Source organism: Erwinia sp. 9145, from assembly GCF_000745075.1.
Taxonomy (GTDB): domain Bacteria; phylum Pseudomonadota; class Gammaproteobacteria; order Enterobacterales; family Enterobacteriaceae; genus Erwinia; species Erwinia oleae.
Window position 1 is genome coordinate 2782821 of record NZ_JQNE01000001.1, and the last position, 17694, is coordinate 2800514.

At 56.4% G+C, this 17694-nt stretch carries 18 protein-coding genes; 4 read left to right on the forward strand and 14 right to left on the reverse strand.

Going from position 1 to position 17694, the window contains the following annotated elements; translation table 11 throughout:
• Position 1 precedes the first annotated feature (1 nt).
• Both FA91_RS13270 and murQ read right to left on the reverse strand, forming a co-directional pair.
• On the reverse strand, positions 2–1363 hold the full coding sequence (locus FA91_RS13270) for a PTS transporter subunit EIIC (protein ID WP_034916404.1): 1362 nt from the start codon (positions 1361–1363) through the stop codon (positions 2–4).
• Positions 1350–2267: an N-acetylmuramic acid 6-phosphate etherase gene (gene murQ / locus FA91_RS13275; RefSeq protein WP_034916406.1), complete on the reverse strand. Its 918-nt coding sequence runs from the start codon at positions 2265–2267 to the stop codon at positions 1350–1352. Before murQ ends, FA91_RS13270 begins: the two co-directional genes overlap by 14 nt.
• A 189-nt stretch (positions 2268–2456) precedes the next feature.
• Between murQ and FA91_RS13280 the strand changes: the two genes are divergently transcribed.
• Both FA91_RS13280 and FA91_RS13285 read left to right on the forward strand, forming a co-directional pair.
• Positions 2457–3296: a MurR/RpiR family transcriptional regulator gene (locus tag FA91_RS13280; protein ID WP_034916408.1), complete on the forward strand. Its 840-nt coding sequence runs from the start codon at positions 2457–2459 to the stop codon at positions 3294–3296.
• A 468-nt stretch (positions 3297–3764) separates the two neighbouring features.
• Positions 3765–4016, forward strand: coding sequence for a YfhL family 4Fe-4S dicluster ferredoxin (locus FA91_RS13285; RefSeq protein WP_034919308.1), 252 nt, complete (start codon positions 3765–3767; stop codon positions 4014–4016).
• A 2-nt stretch (positions 4017–4018) separates the two neighbouring features.
• Here the strand turns inward: FA91_RS13285 and acpS are convergent, their stop codons facing one another.
• From acpS to rpoE, 11 genes are all read right to left on the reverse strand, one after another.
• Positions 4019–4399, reverse strand: coding sequence for a holo-ACP synthase (gene acpS, locus FA91_RS13290; protein WP_034916410.1), 381 nt, complete (start codon positions 4397–4399; stop codon positions 4019–4021).
• A complete protein-coding gene (gene pdxJ, locus FA91_RS13295; RefSeq protein WP_034916412.1) occupies positions 4399–5130 on the reverse strand; it encodes a pyridoxine 5'-phosphate synthase in 732 nt (243 codons plus the stop codon). Before pdxJ ends, acpS begins: the two co-directional genes overlap by 1 nt.
• Before the next feature lie 70 nt (positions 5131–5200).
• Positions 5201–5935 (reverse strand): DNA repair protein RecO, encoded by a 735-nt coding sequence (gene recO, locus FA91_RS13300; RefSeq protein ID WP_034916414.1) that lies wholly within the window; start codon positions 5933–5935, stop codon positions 5201–5203.
• Positions 5936–5939: 4 nt separating this feature from the next.
• Positions 5940–6845 carry a GTPase Era gene (gene era / locus FA91_RS13305; protein ID WP_034916416.1) on the reverse strand — a complete coding sequence of 302 codons (906 nt, stop codon included), beginning with the start codon at positions 6843–6845 and terminating at the stop codon, positions 5940–5942.
• Positions 6842–7522: a ribonuclease III gene (gene rnc / locus FA91_RS13310; protein WP_034916418.1), complete on the reverse strand. Its 681-nt coding sequence runs from the start codon at positions 7520–7522 to the stop codon at positions 6842–6844. The genes era and rnc overlap by 4 nt, the downstream gene beginning before the upstream one ends.
• A gap of 133 nt (positions 7523–7655) precedes the next feature.
• Positions 7656–8618 carry a signal peptidase I gene (gene lepB, locus FA91_RS13315; protein ID WP_034916419.1) on the reverse strand — a complete coding sequence of 321 codons (963 nt, stop codon included), beginning with the start codon at positions 8616–8618 and terminating at the stop codon, positions 7656–7658.
• 26 nt (positions 8619–8644) lie between these two features.
• Positions 8645–10444, reverse strand: coding sequence for a translation elongation factor 4 (lepA, locus tag FA91_RS13320; protein ID WP_034916421.1), 1800 nt, complete (start codon positions 10442–10444; stop codon positions 8645–8647).
• 234 nt (positions 10445–10678) lie between these two features.
• Positions 10679–11143, reverse strand: a complete 465-nt coding sequence (gene rseC / locus FA91_RS13325) for a SoxR-reducing system protein RseC (protein ID WP_034916422.1) — start codon at positions 11141–11143, stop codon at positions 10679–10681.
• The gene (gene rseB, locus FA91_RS13330) at positions 11140–12093 is read right to left on the reverse strand and encodes a sigma-E factor regulatory protein RseB (protein ID WP_034916423.1); all 954 of its coding nucleotides are present in this window, start codon (positions 12091–12093) and stop codon (positions 11140–11142) included. Before rseB ends, rseC begins: the two co-directional genes overlap by 4 nt.
• Positions 12093–12743, reverse strand: coding sequence for an anti-sigma-E factor RseA (gene rseA, locus FA91_RS13335; RefSeq protein WP_034916425.1), 651 nt, complete (start codon positions 12741–12743; stop codon positions 12093–12095). The genes rseB and rseA overlap by 1 nt, the downstream gene beginning before the upstream one ends.
• Positions 12744–12773: 30 nt before the next feature.
• On the reverse strand, positions 12774–13349 hold the full coding sequence (rpoE, locus tag FA91_RS13340; protein WP_034916427.1) for an RNA polymerase sigma factor RpoE: 576 nt from the start codon (positions 13347–13349) through the stop codon (positions 12774–12776).
• Between the two features lie 465 nt (positions 13350–13814).
• Between rpoE and nadB the strand changes: the two genes are divergently transcribed.
• Entirely contained in the window at positions 13815–15407 is a 1593-nt protein-coding gene (gene nadB, locus FA91_RS13345) for an L-aspartate oxidase (protein ID WP_034919309.1), read from the forward strand.
• Here the strand turns inward: nadB and FA91_RS13350 are convergent, their stop codons facing one another.
• A complete protein-coding gene (locus FA91_RS13350) occupies positions 15408–16145 on the reverse strand; it encodes a tRNA1(Val) (adenine(37)-N6)-methyltransferase (RefSeq protein WP_034919312.1) in 738 nt (245 codons plus the stop codon).
• 132 nt (positions 16146–16277) lie between these two features.
• Between FA91_RS13350 and srmB the strand changes: the two genes are divergently transcribed.
• Positions 16278–17603: an ATP-dependent RNA helicase SrmB gene (gene srmB / locus FA91_RS13355; RefSeq protein ID WP_034916429.1), complete on the forward strand. Its 1326-nt coding sequence runs from the start codon at positions 16278–16280 to the stop codon at positions 17601–17603.
• The last annotated feature ends 91 nt before the right edge of the window (positions 17604–17694 follow it).

A 17694-nucleotide genomic window follows, 5' to 3' on the forward strand; every position in this document is an offset into this window, starting at 1 on the left:
ATTACTCCTCAGGGTCATTAAATCCCATAAACCACGTAAATATGAAGCCGCCGATCACGGCGGCCAGACAGCCTGCCAGATAGAGCATCACTTTCCCGGAAACAATGGTCAGCGCCAGCGGCAGGCCGGAAAGTCCGAAGGTGATCACGGCGGCGACCTTGCCCGAGCTTATCAACGCGCCGCCAACGGCGCCACCCAGGCAGGCCGCGATGAACGGTTTGCCCAGCGGCAGCGTCACGCCAAAGATCAGCGGCTCGCCGATACCCAAAATACCGACCGGCAGCGCGCCTTTAATCAATTTTTTCAGCCTGTCGCTGCGCGTTTTCATCAGCACCGCAATGGAAGCACCGACCTGCCCCATGCCCGCCATGGCGAGAATCGGCAGCAGCGCGTTAAAACCGTGCGCCTGCACCAACTCCACATGAATGGGTACCAGGCCCTGATGCAGACCGGTCAGCACCAGCGGCAGAAAGGTGCCTGCCAGAACCGCGCCAACCAGCATGCCGCCGCGATCGATCGCCAGCGTGGCGCCGTGCGCTATCGCATCAGAGATCACTCCGCCCAGCGGCTGAAGCACAACTATAGCTATCGTTGCAGTAATAAGTGTAGTCAGAAGCGGATTAAGGATCAGCTCAACGGATTCCGGCAGCCATTCACGCAGCCGTTTTTCAATCCAGCACATCATCACCACCACGAGTAAAACGGCGATCACACCGCCTCTTCCCGGCTGTAGCGCTTCGCCAAACAGCGTAATTTGCGCAAGCTGCGGGCTGGACAAAATCCCTGCCATCACGCCGCCCATCGCGGTAGAGCCGCCGAAAACGCGCGCGGCGTTGACCCCCACAAGGATGTTCATGATCGCAAAAATGGCGGTGCCGAAAATGCCCGCCAGGCCAAGCAGGTTGGGATACTGACTGGCGAAATCGCCGACAACATCCGGACGTTTCAAAATGTTAATGATGCCCACAATCAGCCCGGACGCAATAAAAGCCGGAATTAGCGGAATAAACACGTTCGCTAACTGGCGTAAGGCGTCGCTCATCGGCGCTTTGTATTTTTTCTTCGCCTGCGCCCTGGCGCTGACAGGGTTTGATGTCGCGTCCGGCATCTGCCCGGTCATCAGGCCGCGCATCGCCTCCACCACTTTGGCCGACGCGCCCGGCCCGACGATAAACTGATGCTGTTGCCCCTGGCGGACATAGCCTTTAACGCCGTCCAGCTTGCGTAACGTCGGCAGGTCAACCTGCGCGTCATCGTTAACCTCAACGCGCACGCGCGTCATGCAGTTTTCCAGTTTATTAATATTTCCTGCGCCGCCCATTCCCTGTAATAGTTCGCCTGCAAGACGTTTAGCCTTTTCCATGACCTGATTCCTTTTCTTCCAGCGCCGCGCGCAAAAATCCGTTATGTTTTGCCAGCAGCTCGCCGGCCTGCTCAGCGGTAACGCCGCTCAGCAGCATCAGTATGGCATTCTTCACGTGGAAGTGGCTCTGACGCAACGCCGCTTCCGCGTCTTCGACGGCGCAGCCTGTCGCTTCACACACCATACGGCAGGCGCGATCCACCAGTTTGACGTTGGTCGCCTGCATATCCACCATCAGGTTTTGATAAACCTTCCCGATTTTGACCATCGCCCCGGTTGAGATCATATTCAGCACCAGTTTTTGTGCGGTGCCGGACTTCAGCCGGGTTGAGCCGGTTAACGCTTCGGGGCCGACCACGGGCGAGATAGCAATATCAGCCTCCTGCGCAATCGGCGAGGCCGGGTTGCAGGAGATGGCGGCGGTGCGGCAGCCGAAAGCGCGGGCATAGCGCAGCGCGCCAATCACATACGGCGTGCGACCGGAAGCAGCAAGGCCGATCACCATATCGTTTTTGGTCAGGCCAAGCTGGCGGAGATCCTGCTCGCCCAGTTGCGCATTGTCTTCGGCCCCCTCCACCGCTTTCAGCAACGCGCCGGGGCCGCCCGCGATCAGTCCTACAATCAGGCCGTGCGGCACGCCGAAGGTCGGCGGGCATTCCGCCGCGTCCAGCACGCCCAGACGACCACTGGTGCCCGCGCCCATGTAAATCACTCTGCCGCCAGCCGTCAGTGAAGCCGCAGCGGCATCGACCGCTTTCGCCACCTCAGGCAGCGTCTGGCAAACCGCTTCCGCGACCGTGGCATCCTGCTGATTAAATTTTGTGACCATCGCAAGCGTAGTCAGACCGTCCAGGTTCATCGTATCGGCGTTGCGCGTTTCAGAAATAAGCGAACCAAGGTTCATGTAACGTCTCCAGTGAATATAAAATTCAATATAAATAAATCAATAAGGAATATTATATTCCTTCCCGGCGGCATTTTATCTTACTTTGCCCGTGAAATGTGACTCAGCTATCGATAAACTTAGCGCGATGTCGTTGGCAGGCTATGATCACACGTGTCCGTTGGCATCGCTATCAGGAGATATGAATCAATGAGTTCACTGCTGCGTATTCGTCAGCTCTACCCTACCCTGGCGTTAAATGAGCGTCGCCTGGCTGACTTTCTGCTGTCGCAGCCGGATCGCGCGCGGCACCTCAGTTCACAAAAGCTGGCGGAAGAAACGGGCGTCAGCCAGTCAAGCGTGGTGAAATTTGCGCAAAAACTGGGCTATAAGGGTTTTCCGGCGCTCAAGCTGGCCCTGAGTGAATCGCTGGCGGACAGAGATGCCATTACCGTTCACAATCTCATTCTGAGTGACGATCCGCTAAAAATTGTGGGTGAGAAGCTGCTGACGGAAAAGCTGTCGGCTATTCGCGCCACGCTGGATATTAACAGCGAAGAGATGCTGATGGAGACGCTGCGGCTGCTGCGGCAGGCCCGTCGCATTGTGCTGGTCGGCATTGGCGCGTCCGGTCTGGTGGCGAAGGATTTTTCGTGGAAGCTGATGAAAATCGGCATGAGCGCCGTTGCCGAACAGGATATGCATGCGCTGCTGGCCAGCGTTCAGGCGCTGGACGTGGGCGATCTGCTGCTGGCCATCTCCTATACCGGCGAGCGCCGCGAAATCAATCTTGCCGCGCAGGAAGCGCAGCGCGCAGGTGCCAACGTGCTGGCCTTTACTGGTTTTACGCCGAATACGCTGCAACAGTGCGCCACCCACTGTCTGTATACGGTCGCAGAAGAGCAGACCACGCGCAGCGCGGCGATCTCTTCGACCAGCGCCCAGCTGGCGCTTACCGATCTGCTGTTTATGGCGCTGGTGCAGCGCGATCCTGAACGCGCCTCAAGCCATATTCGTCACAGCGAAGCGTTGGTAAAAAAGTTGGTTTAGGTGGTCTGTATACATTAAGCGCCGATGGCAGCTTGCTGCCTTTAAACTCCCCGGCCGTCGGCGGTTTTTACTGCGTCACTGCATTATAATTTGACTATTGACGTTGATAATATTGATCCACACGGCTTGCTGCGGTTGAAAATCATCAGAATGTGCGCGCCGAAACAGATCCCTGGCATTAATCCGTTTTCATAAACTTACGACACCTCGTTAAACAGCCTTCCGCTGAATCAACACTTTTCCGCAAGGCATATTGCGACAGGTAATTCATCAGGCTGCCGTATTGATCGCCTGGGATACGTTGTTTCAATAAATAGAGAAGGCGCACAAAGAAGTTTGCCAGTTTATTTACGCACATCAGGGAATATCTCTTATAAGGCGGTCAACAAGACATTGGGAGCAGCGAGGGTCTGTGTTAAAATCCGCGCAACGCGCCGATCTTAATTGTTCTGATGATAATTGATTAAAATGGCTTTATTAATTACAAAACGCTGTATTAACTGCGATATGTGCGAGCCGGAGTGCCCGAACGAGGCGATCTTTATGGGCGACGACATCTATCAAATCGATGCCGATCGCTGCACGGAGTGCGTCGGTCATTACGATTCGCCGACCTGCCAGCAGGTCTGCCCGATCGATCACACCATCATCACCGATCCTTCACGTCCGGAGAGCCGTGATGAGCTGTGGGAAAAGTTTGTGGTGCTTGCCGCGTCGTAGCCTCAGCTTTCGATGATCACCGTCGCGCAGGCATAGTTGCGTTCGTCGGCCAGCGTAACGTGCACGTGCGCCACACCCAGTTTTTTTGCCACCTCCGCCGCATGGTCGAAGAAGCGCAGGCCCGGCTTTCCCAGCTCATCGTTGTACACTTCAAACTGATTAAACGCTAAACCACCACGAATGCCGGTGCCAAATGCCTTGGCCGCCGCCTCCTTTACCGCAAATCGTTTGGCAAGGAAGCGCACCGGCTGCCGATGCGCCTGGTACTGTCGCCATTCGTTTTCACTCAGTACGCGCTGTGCCAGACGCTGGCCTGAGCGGGCGATCACCCCTTCGATACGGGCGATCTCCACAATATCCGTTCCCAGTCCCAGAATCGCCATCAGCGGCGCGCTTCCCGCATCAGATCTTTCATTTCTTTTACCGCCTCTGCCAGCCCGCTCATCACCGCGCGCCCGATAATGGCGTGGCCGATATTGAGTTCGTGCATTTGCGGCAGCGCAGCGATGGGCTGCACGTTGTGGTAGGTCAGGCCGTGCCCGGCGTTAACCTTCAGCCCTTTGCTGTGCGCCCAGGCGGCCGCATCTTTGATCCGCCTGAACTCAGCGTCACGCGCCCGGCCCTCTTCCGCGTCGGCGTAGGCGCCGGTATGTATTTCTATGTAAGGCGCGCCGGTCGCCAGCGCCGCGTCGATCTGCTGATGATCGGCATCGATAAACAGTGAAACAGTAATACCGGCTTCTTTCAGGCGTGAAACCGCCAGGCTGATTTTTTCGACCTGACCGGCCACGTCCAGCCCGCCTTCCGTGGTCACCTCTTCGCGTTTTTCCGGCACCAGACAGCAGAAATGCGGTTTGAGCTCGCAGGCGATATCCACCATTTCATCCGTTACCGCCATTTCCAGGTTCATACGCGTCTGAATGGTCTGCCGCAGAATGCGCACGTCACGATCGGTAATATGGCGGCGGTCTTCGCGTAAATGAACGGTAATGCCGTCCGCGCCAGCCTGCTCGGCAACAAAAGCCGCCTGAACCGGATCGGGATAATGCGTGCCGCGCGCGTTGCGTACGGTGGCGATGTGATCGATGTTGACACCTAAAAGAAGTTCAGCCATGACGTTCCCCGGAAAATGCGTGATTGCGTATTATATCCTGTGCCGGACATCTGCCAAGACACCCGTTTTGCTATTGCGTGTCGGGCGGCGTGATGTCGCGTTTTTTTGGTGTGAACTGACGAAATAGCTCCTGACTTTTAAGCGGCTTGCCGCCCAGATAGGGCCGCAGCGCCATCCGCGTGAAACGTTTGGCAGCGCGCAGCGTGTCCCGATCGGGAAAGCTACGCTCACTGAGCGCCCGCAGCTCGCGGCCGGTAAAGGTTTTGTTGCCCATTACCAGGCTGGCGATAAATCCTCTCTCTTCGCGGTACGTATAGGTCATCGCGTCCGTGACTTCTTCTCCGCTGCCCGCGCAGTGCAGGAAATCAATGCCGTAACCAAGATGGCCGAGCATTGCCAGCTCGAAGCGGCGCAGGGCAGGCTCCGGGGAGCCGCTGGCAGAGGCCAGCGCCTGAAGACAGTGAAGGTAATCGTAGAAGAGTTCGGTAAAGGCGGTTTCCTGCTCCAGCACCCGTGACAGCAGTTCATTCACGTACAGACCGCAGTAGAGAGTCATACCAGAGAGAGGCAGCGCCAGCGAGATTGGCTCCGCGCCGCGCAGCGTTTTAACTTCACCACGGCCGCCCCAGCGCACCAGCAGCGGCGTAAAGGGCTGAAGCGCGCCTTTCAGGCTGGAGCGTTTGGCCCGCGCGCCTTTGGCAACCACGCGTATACGACCGTAGTTCTCCGAAAAAAGATCGAGCATAAGGCTGGTTTCGCTCCACGGACGTCCATGCAGGACAAATGCGCGCTGCCAGCCTTCCATCGGATCAGAGGTCGTCTATGTAGCCCAGACTGCGCAACGCCCGTTCGTCGTCCGCCCAGCCAGACTTCACTTTCACCCAAAGCTCCAGGTGAACCTTCGCCTCAAACATCTCTTCCATGTCCTTACGCGCTTCGATACCGATGGTTTTAATTTTGGCGCCTTTATTGCCAATGACCATCTTTTTCTGACCTTCGCGTTCCACAAGGATCAGGCCATGAATATCGTAACCGCCGCGTTCGTTGGTAACGAACTGCTCAATTTCAACGGTCACCGAGTAAGGCAGCTCCGCGCCAAGGAAACGCATCAGCTTTTCACGAATGATCTCTGACGCCATAAAGCGCTGGGAGCGATCGGTAATGTAGTCTTCCGGAAAATGGTGTTCGGCTTCCGGCAGGCATTTACGCGCAATGCTGGCAATGGTATCGACGTTTTTCCCGCTTTCGGCGGAGATCGGCACTATGTCCATAAAATTCATCTGCTGGCTGAGGAATTGCAGATGCGGCAGCAGAATACTTTTGTCAGTGATGTTATCGACTTTATTGATCGCCAGCAGCACCGGCACTTTGCCGTCTTTCAGCTTATTCAGCACCATTTCGTCGTCGGCCGTCCAGCGGGTGCCTTCCACAACGAAAACAACCAGCTCAACATCACCGATTGAGCTGCTCGCCGCACGGTTCATCAGGCGATTGATCGCCCTTTTCTCTTCGATGTGCAGGCCTGGCGTGTCCACGTAGATAGCCTGATACGCACCTTCGGTATGAATACCCATGATGCGGTGGCGCGTGGTTTGCGGCTTGCGCGAGGTAATAGAAACTTTCTGCCCCAGAAGCTGGTTCAGTAAGGTGGATTTTCCGACGTTCGGACGGCCTACAATCGCAATAAAGCCGCATCGGGTAGTTTGTTCGCTCATTCGAGTCCTAACTTGATCAGCGCCTGTTCGGCCGCTGCCTGCTCAGCTTTGCGACGGCTGGAGCCGGTTCCTACAACCGGTTCAGTCATGCCGCTCACCTGGCAGTGAATGGTAAATTCCTGATCGTGCGCTTCGCCCCGCACCTGCACTACCAGATAAGATGGCAGCGGCAGATGGCGACCCTGCAAATACTCCTGCAAACGCGTTTTTGGATCTTTCTGCTTATCGCCGGGACTGATCTGATCCAGACGACTGGTGTACCAGTAGAGGATCAGCTTTTCGACCGTCTGAATGTCACTGTCGAGAAATACGCCGCCAATCAGCGCCTCAACGGTATCGGCCAGGATCGACTCACGACGATAGCCGCCGCTTTTCAGCTCGCCCGGCCCCAGGCGAAGACATTCGCCGAGGTCAAACTCACGCGCCATCTCCGCCAGCGTATTGCCGCGTACCAGCGTGGCGCGCATGCGGCTCATATCGCCTTCATCAACGCGCGGAAAGCGGTGATAGAGCGCGTTGGCAATCACATAGCTGAGAATCGAATCACCAAGGAACTCAAGCCGCTCATTGTGCTTGCTGCTCGCGCTGCGGTGAGTAAGCGCTTGCTGTAACAGTTCCTGATGAGTAAAAGTGTAGCCCAGCTTGCGCTGAAGCCTGTTAATTACGATGGGATTCATGTGTTACCAGTGTCTGAATGCGTCAAAAATCTGCACACGGAACAGGGCTGGACGAACCAACACGAAACTGTTTCGTGTGCAGTGGCTTCCGGTCAGAAGCCACCCCCTTTATCACGCCGCCCGCAGGACGACGTTAATGAATACCGCCAATACGGCTCAGACGGACGCCGGTAGGCCACTCGCCTTCCTGCTTCTCAAAGCTCATCCAGATAGCAGTGGCTTTACCGACCAGATTCCGTTCAGGTACAAAACCCCAGTAACGGCTGTCCGCGCTGTTATCGCGGTTGTCGCCCATCATAAAGTACATGCCTTCCGGCACTACCCATGACGACTGCGGCTGACCCGGCTGCTGATAGTAAGAGCTTGCCTGGCTCTGCGCCTGGGTCACCAGCAGAATATTATGCGTCACCTTGTCCAGCGTTTCGCTACGCGCCGCCAGCCGCAGCCCGCCACGCATTGATTGCTCTTTCGGCACCTGATAAAAACCGTTGCCCACTTCATTGCCGTCAAAGCCGCTGAAGGTTTGAATGAAGTCGCCCGGCTGCACGTCAGAATAGGCGATCGGCAGCGCTTTTTCACAGTGCTGGCTCTCCGCGCAGGCAGGGTTGATCGTCACCGTTTTGCTGTTGGGATCGTAGCTGACGCGGTCACCCGGCAGACCGATTACGCGCTTAATGTAATCCATGCTGGGATCTTTCGGGTATTTAAATACCGCGATGTCGCCACGCTTTGGATGGCCGGTCGGGATCAGCGTCGTTTGGGTAATCGGATCTTTGATTCCGTAGGCAAACTTCTCAACCAGAATGAAATCGCCAATCAGCAGGGTTGGCATCATCGAACCGGACGGGATTTGAAACGGTTCGTAGATAAAAGAGCGCACCACGAATACCAGCAGCAGCACCGGAAACACCGACGCGGCGGTTTCGATCCAGCCCGGCTGTTTCGCCACAACCTTCTGCCCGTTTGCTCCTGCATCCGCCTCGGCGGCCGCAGCGGCGGCACGGCGGGCCGGCGCCCATTTGTAGCGGTCAATACACCAGATGATTCCGGTTACCAACGTTGCAATCGCCAAAATCAGGGCGAACATATTAGCCATTCCAGTTCCCTCGAAGCCCGCGGCCCTTATTTACTGTCTTTACCGACGTGGAGAATGGCAAGGAACGCCTCCTGAGGCAGCTCGACGTTACCGACCTGTTTCATGCGTTTCTTACCCTCTTTCTGTTTCTGTAACAGCTTTTTCTTACGGCTGACGTCGCCGCCGTAGCACTTCGCCAGCACGTTTTTACGCAGCTGTTTCACGGTTGAACGGGCAATGATGTGGTTGCCGATAGCGGCCTGAATCGCGATATCAAACTGCTGACGAGGAATAAGCTCCTTCATCTTTTCAACCAGATCGCGACCGCGGTAAGGCGCATTATCGCGATGGGTGATCAGCGCCAGTGCATCAACGCGTTCGCCGTTAATCAGCACGTCCACGCGCACCATATCGGACGCCTGGAAACGCTTGAAGTTGTAATCCAGCGAGGCGTATCCGCGCGACGTTGATTTCAGGCGGTCAAAGAAGTCCAGCACCACTTCGGCCATCGGGATTTCATAAGTCAGCGCAACCTGGTTGCCGTGATAAACCATGTTGGTCTGCACGCCGCGCTTTTCGATGCAGAGCGTGATGACGTTGCCGAGGTACTCCTGCGGCAGCAGCATATGACACTCGGCGACAGGTTCGCGCAGTTCTTCAATATTGTTCAGTGCTGGCAGCTTGGACGGGCTGTCAACATAGACCGTTTCACCTGCGGTAGTCAGCACTTCATAAACAACGGTGGGCGCCGTGGTGATCAGATCGAGATCGTACTCACGCTCCAGACGCTCCTGAATGATCTCCATATGCAGCAGACCAAGGAAGCCGCAGCGGAAACCGAAGCCCAGCGCCGTCGAGCTTTCCGGCTCGTAAAACAGCGAGGCGTCGTTGAGGCTCAGTTTGCCCAGCGCGTCGCGAAAGCCTTCATAGTCATCTGAGCTGATCGGGAAGAGGCCGGCGTAAACCTGCGGCTTCACTTTTTTAAAGCCCGGCAGCGATTTTTCGGCAGGATTGCGCGAAAGCGTTAGCGTATCGCCAACCGGCGCGCCAAGAATGTCTTTGATCGCACAAACCAGCCAGCCTACTTCGCCGCACTTCAGCACGTCGCGATCGACGCGTTTCGGGGTGAAAATGCCCAGACGGTCGGCGTTATATACCTGGCCGGTGCTCATCACCTTCACTTTTTCGCCTTTGCGCAGGCTGCCGTTTTTAATACGGATCAGCGAAACCACGCCAAGGTAGTTATCAAACCATGAGTCAATGATCAGCGCCTGTAAGGGGCCGTCAGGATCGCCTTCCGGCGCAGGGATATCGCGCACCAGGCGCTCCAGCACCTCCGGCACGCCCACGCCGGTTTTCGCGGAACAGCGCACGGCGTCGGTGGCGTCAATACCCACAATGTCTTCAATTTCCTGCGAAACGCGATCGGGATCGGCGGCAGGCAAATCGATTTTGTTCAGAACCGGTACAACTTCCAGATCCATTTCCATGGCGGTGTAGCAGTTGGCCAGCGTTTGCGCCTCAACGCCCTGCCCGGCGTCAACCACCAGCAGCGCGCCTTCACAGGCCGCAAGCGAACGGGAGACCTCATAGGAGAAGTCGACGTGGCCGGGCGTGTCGATAAAATTGAGCTGGTAAGTTTCACCGTCTTGCGCGTGGTAATCGAGCGTAACGCTTTGCGCTTTAATGGTAATGCCGCGCTCACGTTCAAGATCCATGGAGTCCAGAACCTGCGCAGCCATCTCACGTTCAGTCAGCCCGCCGCAAATCTGGATCAGGCGGTCGGAAAGCGTTGATTTGCCGTGGTCGATGTGAGCGATGATAGAAAAGTTTCTTATGTGCTTCATTATAGAGGTTTTTCTGCCTTACAAATGCTGGAACCATACCGGCTGGCGCCGACGGAGCGTGATATTACAGGCAGCGCTTTGCCCGAAAAAGTGCATTCTACACTACATATCAGGGTGGTGGAATCATCGCAGGCGGGCAATAATCCGCGGAAAAAAACTGTACGAGGGGATCGGGCTGGTTTTGCGGTAAAAATAGCGCATTTTGCAGGGAAACGTGCGCCGTCGCGGCGCGTTTCAGGCATCGCTCTCGACGCGCAACGCGTCAGGTGGAAGTGCAACGCTTAAAATTACCGGCTGATACGCGGCGCTTTTACCCAGATAGCTGGAAAGCCCCTTCGCGATGATGAAGCCGCCGACGCCGCCGAGCAGTGCGCCCGCCGCCGCCGCCAGATCGCTGTGAAACAGCATCTGAAACAGGCCGGCAAGAAGAAACAATCCCAGCAGCGGCGTCATATAGACTAACAGCGCGGAACTGAGCAGGCTTTTTTCTGCGATACCAAGCTCGATACGCTGACCGACCTTGAGCGGTTCAGCGCTCGCCACCTTCATCACGTGCGCGTTCTTCGGGCCCAGCTTATTCAGCATGTGGCTGCCGCATCCCTTGCGGGCCGAACAGCTGCTGCATGACGTTTTCATTTCTGAATGCAGCGTGGCGACGCCGTCCTGCCACGCAACGACCGTGGCCCATTCTCTCATCATCGCGCGGCTCCTGTATTAACGCTTTCAGCGATACGTTTAGCGGTTGACGGCGGCAGCTCACCCACCACCGTAATCTCTCTGTTATTGCGCACTTCCGTCTGTACGGTACGGCGTCCTGTGCGCAGGAGCTGCGCGGCGCTGTTTTTATCCGCTGCGCTGACGTTAACGGAGAAGCTGAACATACCATCGGAATAGAGGCGTGACTCTACCGGTTTGTTCAGCGACGGGATCTGTCTGCGGCTTTGCGTGATCTCTTTCATACCTGCCGGGAGCCAGCCTGGCCGCCAGTCAAAGGTCGCGTTTTCACTCACCGGCACGGAGAGCGACGGCGGCAGCTCCGCTTTTTCCAGCCCCTGCATCATGTTGCGGACGCCTTCATCGACGGCAAAACTCACCACGCGAAACTGTTCCAGCGTGTCGCCGTCGCGGTCGAGCAGGTCAATGCGCAGCGGCAGACGGGTGTCGCTGTCCAGCCAGACAATGTAACTGTAGCGGGTGCCGTCTCGCGCCACAATACGTATGACTTCACACATTTGATCGGCAATGCGCGCGCGCCCAACCGGTACAAAATCATAGTCTGCGGAAATCTGCTGAAAGTCAGCGTAGACCAGCGAAGGCAGCGCATCGACGATGTGGTCGCCCGCGAGGGTGAACGGCTCAAGGCCCGGTTCGAAATAGCTCACCTCTTTGCCACGCTGAATAATTTCACGGCGCGGCCCGTCCATTTGCAGCAGCTGCGCATAGACTTTCTCGTTCAGCACCGCATGGCGGTAACGCAGAGACTCAATGCCAAGCCTGGAAACGTTGATATAGGCGAGTTCATAGTTGAGGGACTGGCTGGCCTGCTCCATCTGTTGCAAGAGCGCCCCGGAGGTGGTTTCCGCCGGGGCGACGCTGGAGTATATCAGGCTGCCAGCCATAAGGCTGACGGCGTACCAGATTTGCTTCATTACTGCTGCTGAATTCCTAACGACTGATTACCCGGAACCTGAACGGCCGCCTGCTGCGCAGGATTTTGCTCTAACTGGAGCCTGTCCGCGTGCAGACGACGTTGCAACTCATAGTCCTGCAACATGGCATTGACCCGGCGACGCTGATCCTGCACCTGCTGCGTCGCGTTGTTGTTAGTCGCGCTTTCAGACGGCACGCCGAGACTTACCGGCGAGGCCTGGCCCATCATCGGCAGCGTGTTGAATACCGGCGAATCCGATTCGACCTGAGCGCCTTCCGGCTGGTTGTAGTGCTGCACGCCGACAATAACAGCCAGTGATACGCAGGCTGCCACGCCGACCTGGACGATCTGCGCCGCCCAGGGACGCGCTTTATGCCAGAAAGGCATATGCCGATACTGCTCAGGTTCGGGCTGCGCTTCCGGTATCAGCGGAGCGATATTTCTTACCGGCTCGTTTGCAATTGCAGAGGCGACGCGCGCAGCGATATCAAAATGAACGTGCTGCCCCACATCTCCACGCAGCGTATCGCGAATGAGATGATAGCTCTCCCACTCCCTCTGGAGCGATGCATCTTCAGACAGTGCGGTTAAAACTTCAGCGTTCGAAGTTTCTCCATCCATTAAAGCGGAAAGTTGTTCTTTCTGCATGCCTCAGTACCCTTCGTGTATCCGCCGTAACTAGCGTTGGATCAGCGGTTGGATTTTACTGTCGATAGCCTCGCGCGCCCGAAATATTCGGGAGCGGACTGTACCGACGGGACACTCCATAATGGCGGCTATTTCTTCATAGCTTAGACCATCCAGCTCCCGCAACGTGATAGCCATTCTTAAATCGTCGGGAAGCGTTTCGATGGTACGAAAAACGGTTTGTCGCAACTCTTCTGACAACATTAAGTTCTCAGGGTTCGAAATTTCTTTCAGCGCGCCTGCGCTTTCAAAGTTTTCTGCGTCAATGGCATCAACGTCGCTGGAAGGCGGACGGCGCCCCTGAGCCACCAGATAATTTTTCGCCGTGTTCACGGCTATCCGGTAAAGCCAGGTATAAAAGGCGCTGTCGCCGCGAAACGATTCCAGCGCGCGATACGCTTTAATAAAGGTTTCCTGCGCCACGTCAGGCACGTCTCCTGAAGGCACATAGCGGGAAACCAGACTCGCCACTTTATGCTGGTAGCGAATTACCAGTAAATTGAATGCTTTCTGATCTCCCTTCTGCACTCGTTCAACGAGAACCTGATCCGTTATCTGCTCGCTCATCCGAGGTAATGTCTCCCCAAACTCTGTGCCATGCGTTCCTGAACGACTCGCAAAAATTCATACTTTTCGAACAAGCTTTCGCTTTGATTAATCGCCATGAGTAAAGTTCCATTACGCCATTATATTTATGATGGAGGGCAGAAAACGTACGACCAGCGATGGTTTTTTTACTTTCTGTCTGGTCGAACAGCCACTACACTTTCTTCGTTACTTTTTCTGTAACCAGCCCCGCCACGCCGCAGAGTACCCCATGAAGCATGCTTTTTCATCTTTAAATCATGGCATTTCGTGACAGTTCGCCATAGTAAACGCTTTCTGTTTTGCTGTGTCTTTTTGCCGATCGCCTTATGGCGACGAACCGCGCGCAGATCCGCGAGTCAGTAGCAACAGAATGAAAAAAAGCATGTTGCATTACCTACAGGAGTGCTAAGCTCGGCAGACCCCTTGTTTAGTAAATTAAACATCATGATCTCTACTCCTGATTATTCATGCGATGTCCTTATCATTGGCAGCGGCGCGGCGGGTCTTTCTCTTGCGCTGCGGTTGGCCGACGCAAACCAGGTCACCGTATTGAGCAAAGGACCGCTCAGTGAAGGCTCAACCTTTTATGCGCAGGGCGGCATCGCCGCCGTTTTCGATGAAACCGACAGTATTGAGTCGCACGTTGACGATACGCTGATTGCCGGCGGTGGTCTTTGCGATCGCGAAGCGGTCGCTTTTATCGCCAGCAACGCGCGGCACTGCGTTCAGTGGCTGATCGATAAAGGCATGATGTTTGACAGGGACAAGCCGGATGAACGCTACCATTTAACGCGCGAAGGTGGCCACAGTCACCGCCGTATCCTGCACTGCGCTGACGCTACCGGGCGCGCGGTGGAAAACACGCTGGTAAGCCAGGCGATGGCCCATCCGAATATTCGGCTCATTGAGCGCAGCAACGCTGTCGATTTGATCGTTTCTGACCGGATAAATCTGCCAGGCGAACGTCGCGTGGTCGGTGCATATATCTGGAATCGCAACTCAGAGCGCGTGGAAACCTGCCGCGCGCGCGCCGTGGTACTGGCGACCGGCGGCGCGGCCAGAGTGTATCAATACAGCACCAATCCTGACGTGGCGTCCGGCGACGGCATCGCGATGGCGTGGCGCGCGGGCTGCCGCGTTGCCAACATGGAGTTCAATCAGTTCCATCCCACCTGTCTGTTTCACCCTGAAGCGAAAAACTTCCTGCTGACCGAAGCGCTGCGTGGCGAAGGCGCGGTGCTCAGGCGCCCCGACGGCACGCGCTTTATGCCTGATTTCGACCCGCGCGCAGAACTGGCGCCGCGCGATATTGTGGCGCGCGCGATCGATCATGAAATGAAGCGCCTTGGCGCGGCGTGCATGTATCTGGATATCAGCCATCAGCCCGCTGAGTTTATTCGTGCTCACTTCCCCATGATCGACGAAAAGCTGCAAACGCTGGGCTTCGACCTGACGAAAGAGCCCATTCCCATTGTGCCCGCTGCGCACTATACCTGCGGTGGCGTGATGGTCGATCACCACGGGCGAACCGACCTTAACGGCCTTTATGCCATTGGCGAAGTCAGCTATACGGGCCTGCACGGCGCGAATCGTCTGGCATCAAACTCGCTGCTGGAGTGTCTGGTGTATGGCTGGTCGGCGGCGGAAGATATCAGGGAGCATTTGCACGCCGCCGATCTGGTTGCAACCTTGCCGCAATGGGATGAGAGCCGGGTGGATGACTCGGACGAACGGGTGGTTATTCAGCATAACTGGCACGAACTGCGCCTGTTTATGTGGGATTACGTCGGCATCGTGCGCACCACGCGACGCCTTGAGCGCGCGCTGCGCCGTATCCGGATGCTGCAACAGGAAATCGATGAGTACTACGCGCAGTTTCGTATCTCCAATAACCTGCTCGAGCTGCGCAATCTGGTACAGGTGGCCGAACTGATTGTTCGCTGCGCAATGGCGCGTAAGGAGAGTCGTGGGCTGCACTTCACGCTGGACTACCCCGAGCCGCTCGACGTCGCCGCGCCGACCATTCTGTCGCCCTGATCAGCGGAACAGATAAAAATCCCGCGTCAGGCTGCAATGTGCATCAGAATAGCGCTGGTCGGGGCCGCGAATGGTCATCCTGTCGAGAAACTGCTCGCCCGGCGCCGGAGAGAGCGCCAGCAGCACGCGGTTCGGCGGGCGCGTCTCGTTGTCTGAAATATCAGTACGCGAACGCAAATGCCAGCCGCGCGACTGCGCCAGCGCCGCCAGCGCATTGCCCGCCTCCGCTGGCAGAATAACGCAGAAAAAGCCGTCTTCAGTGATCAGCGTTTCCGCGCAGGTCAGCAGCATATCGTGCGTCAAATCCGTGGTGTGGCGCGCCGAGGCGCGGGCAGCACTGGCGCATTCGGAGCCGGGCGAGAAATAAGGCGGATTGCTGACGATAAGGCTGTAACGCTGCTCGCAGCGCTGCGACCAGTGCAGGATATCGTCCTGCCAGATATGGATTCGGTTCGCCCACGGCGAGGCCTGAACATTTTCCTGCGCCTGCGCAGCGGCGTCAGCGTCAAGCTCAACGGCATCAATCGTGACGTCCTGAGCGGTTCGCTGCGCCAGCATCAGCGCGATCAAACCGCTGCCGCTGCCAATGTCCAGCGCGCGCCGGGCGCCGGCGACCGGTGCCCAGGCACCGAGCAGCACGCCATCCGTCCCCACTTTCATCGCACAGCGATCGTGCGCGACAAAAAACTGCTTGAAGGTAAAGCCGTTGGCACGTAAAACCGCTTTCTGTTGAGACATTTGATCGATCCGAAAAAGAAACGCCGCCAGCATAGGACAAAGTCAGCGCAAGGAAAAGTCATAAAGGCCACACAAACAGATGAAGATCGTGTTCAATCTGTCTATAATCAGCGCCCCAAACTGAGGTAGACCATGACTGTAACCACTTTTTCCGAACTCGAACTTGATGAAAGCCTGCTGGAAGCCCTGAGCGAGAAGGGGTTCAAGCGCCCGACCGCTATCCAGTCTGCTGCGATTCCGCCTGCGCTGGAGGGTCGTGACGTTCTGGGTTCGGCACCAACCGGTACAGGCAAAACGGCGGCCTATCTGCTGCCCGCTCTTCAGCATCTTCTTGATTTTCCCAGAAAGAAATCAGGCCCGCCGCGTATTCTCATTCTGACGCCCACGCGCGAGCTGGCGATGCAGGTGGCGGATCACGCGCGTGAACTGGCAAAGCACACGCATCTGGACATTGCGACCATCACCGGCGGCGTGGCGTATATGAACCATGCTGAAGTGTTCAGTGAAAACCAGGACATCGTGGTGGCTACCACCGGTCGTCTGCTGCAATACATCAAAGAAGAGAACTTCGACTGCCGCGCGGTTGAGACGCTGATCCTTGATGAAGCCGACCGCATGCTGGATATGGGTTTCGCGCAGGATATTGAAACCATTTCCGGTGAAACCCGCTGGCGTAAGCAAACCCTGCTGTTTTCCGCCACGCTGGAAGGTGAAGCGATTAAAGATTTCTCCGAGCGGCTGCTTAATGAACCAGTGGAGATTGAATCCGATCCGGCGCGCAGCGAGCGCAAGAAAATTCAGCAGTGGTACTATCGCGCTGATGATATTAAGCACAAAACCGCCATGCTGATTCATCTGCTCCGGCAGCCTGAAGTGACCCGCTCTGTGGTGTTTGTGCGTAAGCGCGAACGCGTTCATGAACTGTGCGGCTGGCTGCGTGACGCAGGCATCAATACCAGCTATCTGGAAGGCGAACTTGAGCAGTTTAAGCGGAACGAAGCGATCAAACGCGTTGTCGACGGCCGCGTCAACGTGCTGGTGGCCACGGACATCGCGGCTCGCGGCATTGATATTGACGACGTCAGCCACGTTTTCAACTTCGATCTGCCCCGCACCACGGATATCTATCTGCACCGTATTGGCCGCACCGCAAGGGCCGGTAAAAAAGGCACGGCGATTTCGCTGGTAGAAGCGCACGATCATCTGTTGCTGGGCAAAATCAGCCGCTACATTCAGGAGCCGTTGAAGGCGCGCACCATTGACGAAATGAAGCCGGTCACCCGTCCGCCTAATGAAAAGCTGAATGGTAAGCCGTCCAAAAAAGTGCTGGCGAAGCGTAAAGAGAAAAAAGAGAGCGAAGCAACCAGGCCACGCGTTAAACAACGCCATCGCGATACGAAAAATATCGGCAAACGCCGTAAACCCAGCGCGGCGCTGAAAACCGACGGCGATGAATAAATACGCGCCACAATAAAAAACCGCTCGATTTGAGCGGTTTTTTTATGGCAGTGACGCAAACAAATGCGGTTTTCAATGCAGAAAGCGGCGC

Coding starts and splice junctions, on each gene's coding strand:
- FA91_RS13270 (WP_034916404.1), bottom strand. CDS start 1,363: ATGGAAAAGGCTAAACGTCTTGCAGGCGAACTATTACAGGGAATGGGC.
- murQ (WP_034916406.1), bottom strand. CDS start 2,267: ATGAACCTTGGTTCGCTTATTTCTGAAACGCGCAACGCCGATACGATG.
- FA91_RS13280 (WP_034916408.1), top strand. CDS start 2,457: ATGAGTTCACTGCTGCGTATTCGTCAGCTCTACCCTACCCTGGCGTTA.
- FA91_RS13285 (WP_034919308.1), top strand. CDS start 3,765: ATGGCTTTATTAATTACAAAACGCTGTATTAACTGCGATATGTGCGAG.
- acpS (WP_034916410.1), bottom strand. CDS start 4,399: ATGGCGATTCTGGGACTGGGAACGGATATTGTGGAGATCGCCCGTATC.
- pdxJ (WP_034916412.1), bottom strand. CDS start 5,130: ATGGCTGAACTTCTTTTAGGTGTCAACATCGATCACATCGCCACCGTA.
- recO (WP_034916414.1), bottom strand. CDS start 5,935: ATGGAAGGCTGGCAGCGCGCATTTGTCCTGCATGGACGTCCGTGGAGC.
- era (WP_034916416.1), bottom strand. CDS start 6,845: ATGAGCGAACAAACTACCCGATGCGGCTTTATTGCGATTGTAGGCCGT.
- rnc (WP_034916418.1), bottom strand. CDS start 7,522: ATGAATCCCATCGTAATTAACAGGCTTCAGCGCAAGCTGGGCTACACT.
- lepB (WP_034916419.1), bottom strand. CDS start 8,618: ATGGCTAATATGTTCGCCCTGATTTTGGCGATTGCAACGTTGGTAACC.
- lepA (WP_034916421.1), bottom strand. CDS start 10,444: ATGAAGCACATAAGAAACTTTTCTATCATCGCTCACATCGACCACGGC.
- rseC (WP_034916422.1), bottom strand. CDS start 11,143: ATGATGAGAGAATGGGCCACGGTCGTTGCGTGGCAGGACGGCGTCGCC.
- rseB (WP_034916423.1), bottom strand. CDS start 12,093: ATGAAGCAAATCTGGTACGCCGTCAGCCTTATGGCTGGCAGCCTGATA.
- rseA (WP_034916425.1), bottom strand. CDS start 12,743: ATGCAGAAAGAACAACTTTCCGCTTTAATGGATGGAGAAACTTCGAAC.
- rpoE (WP_034916427.1), bottom strand. CDS start 13,349: ATGAGCGAGCAGATAACGGATCAGGTTCTCGTTGAACGAGTGCAGAAG.
- nadB (WP_034919309.1), top strand. CDS start 13,815: ATGATCTCTACTCCTGATTATTCATGCGATGTCCTTATCATTGGCAGC.
- FA91_RS13350 (WP_034919312.1), bottom strand. CDS start 16,145: ATGTCTCAACAGAAAGCGGTTTTACGTGCCAACGGCTTTACCTTCAAG.
- srmB (WP_034916429.1), top strand. CDS start 16,278: ATGACTGTAACCACTTTTTCCGAACTCGAACTTGATGAAAGCCTGCTG.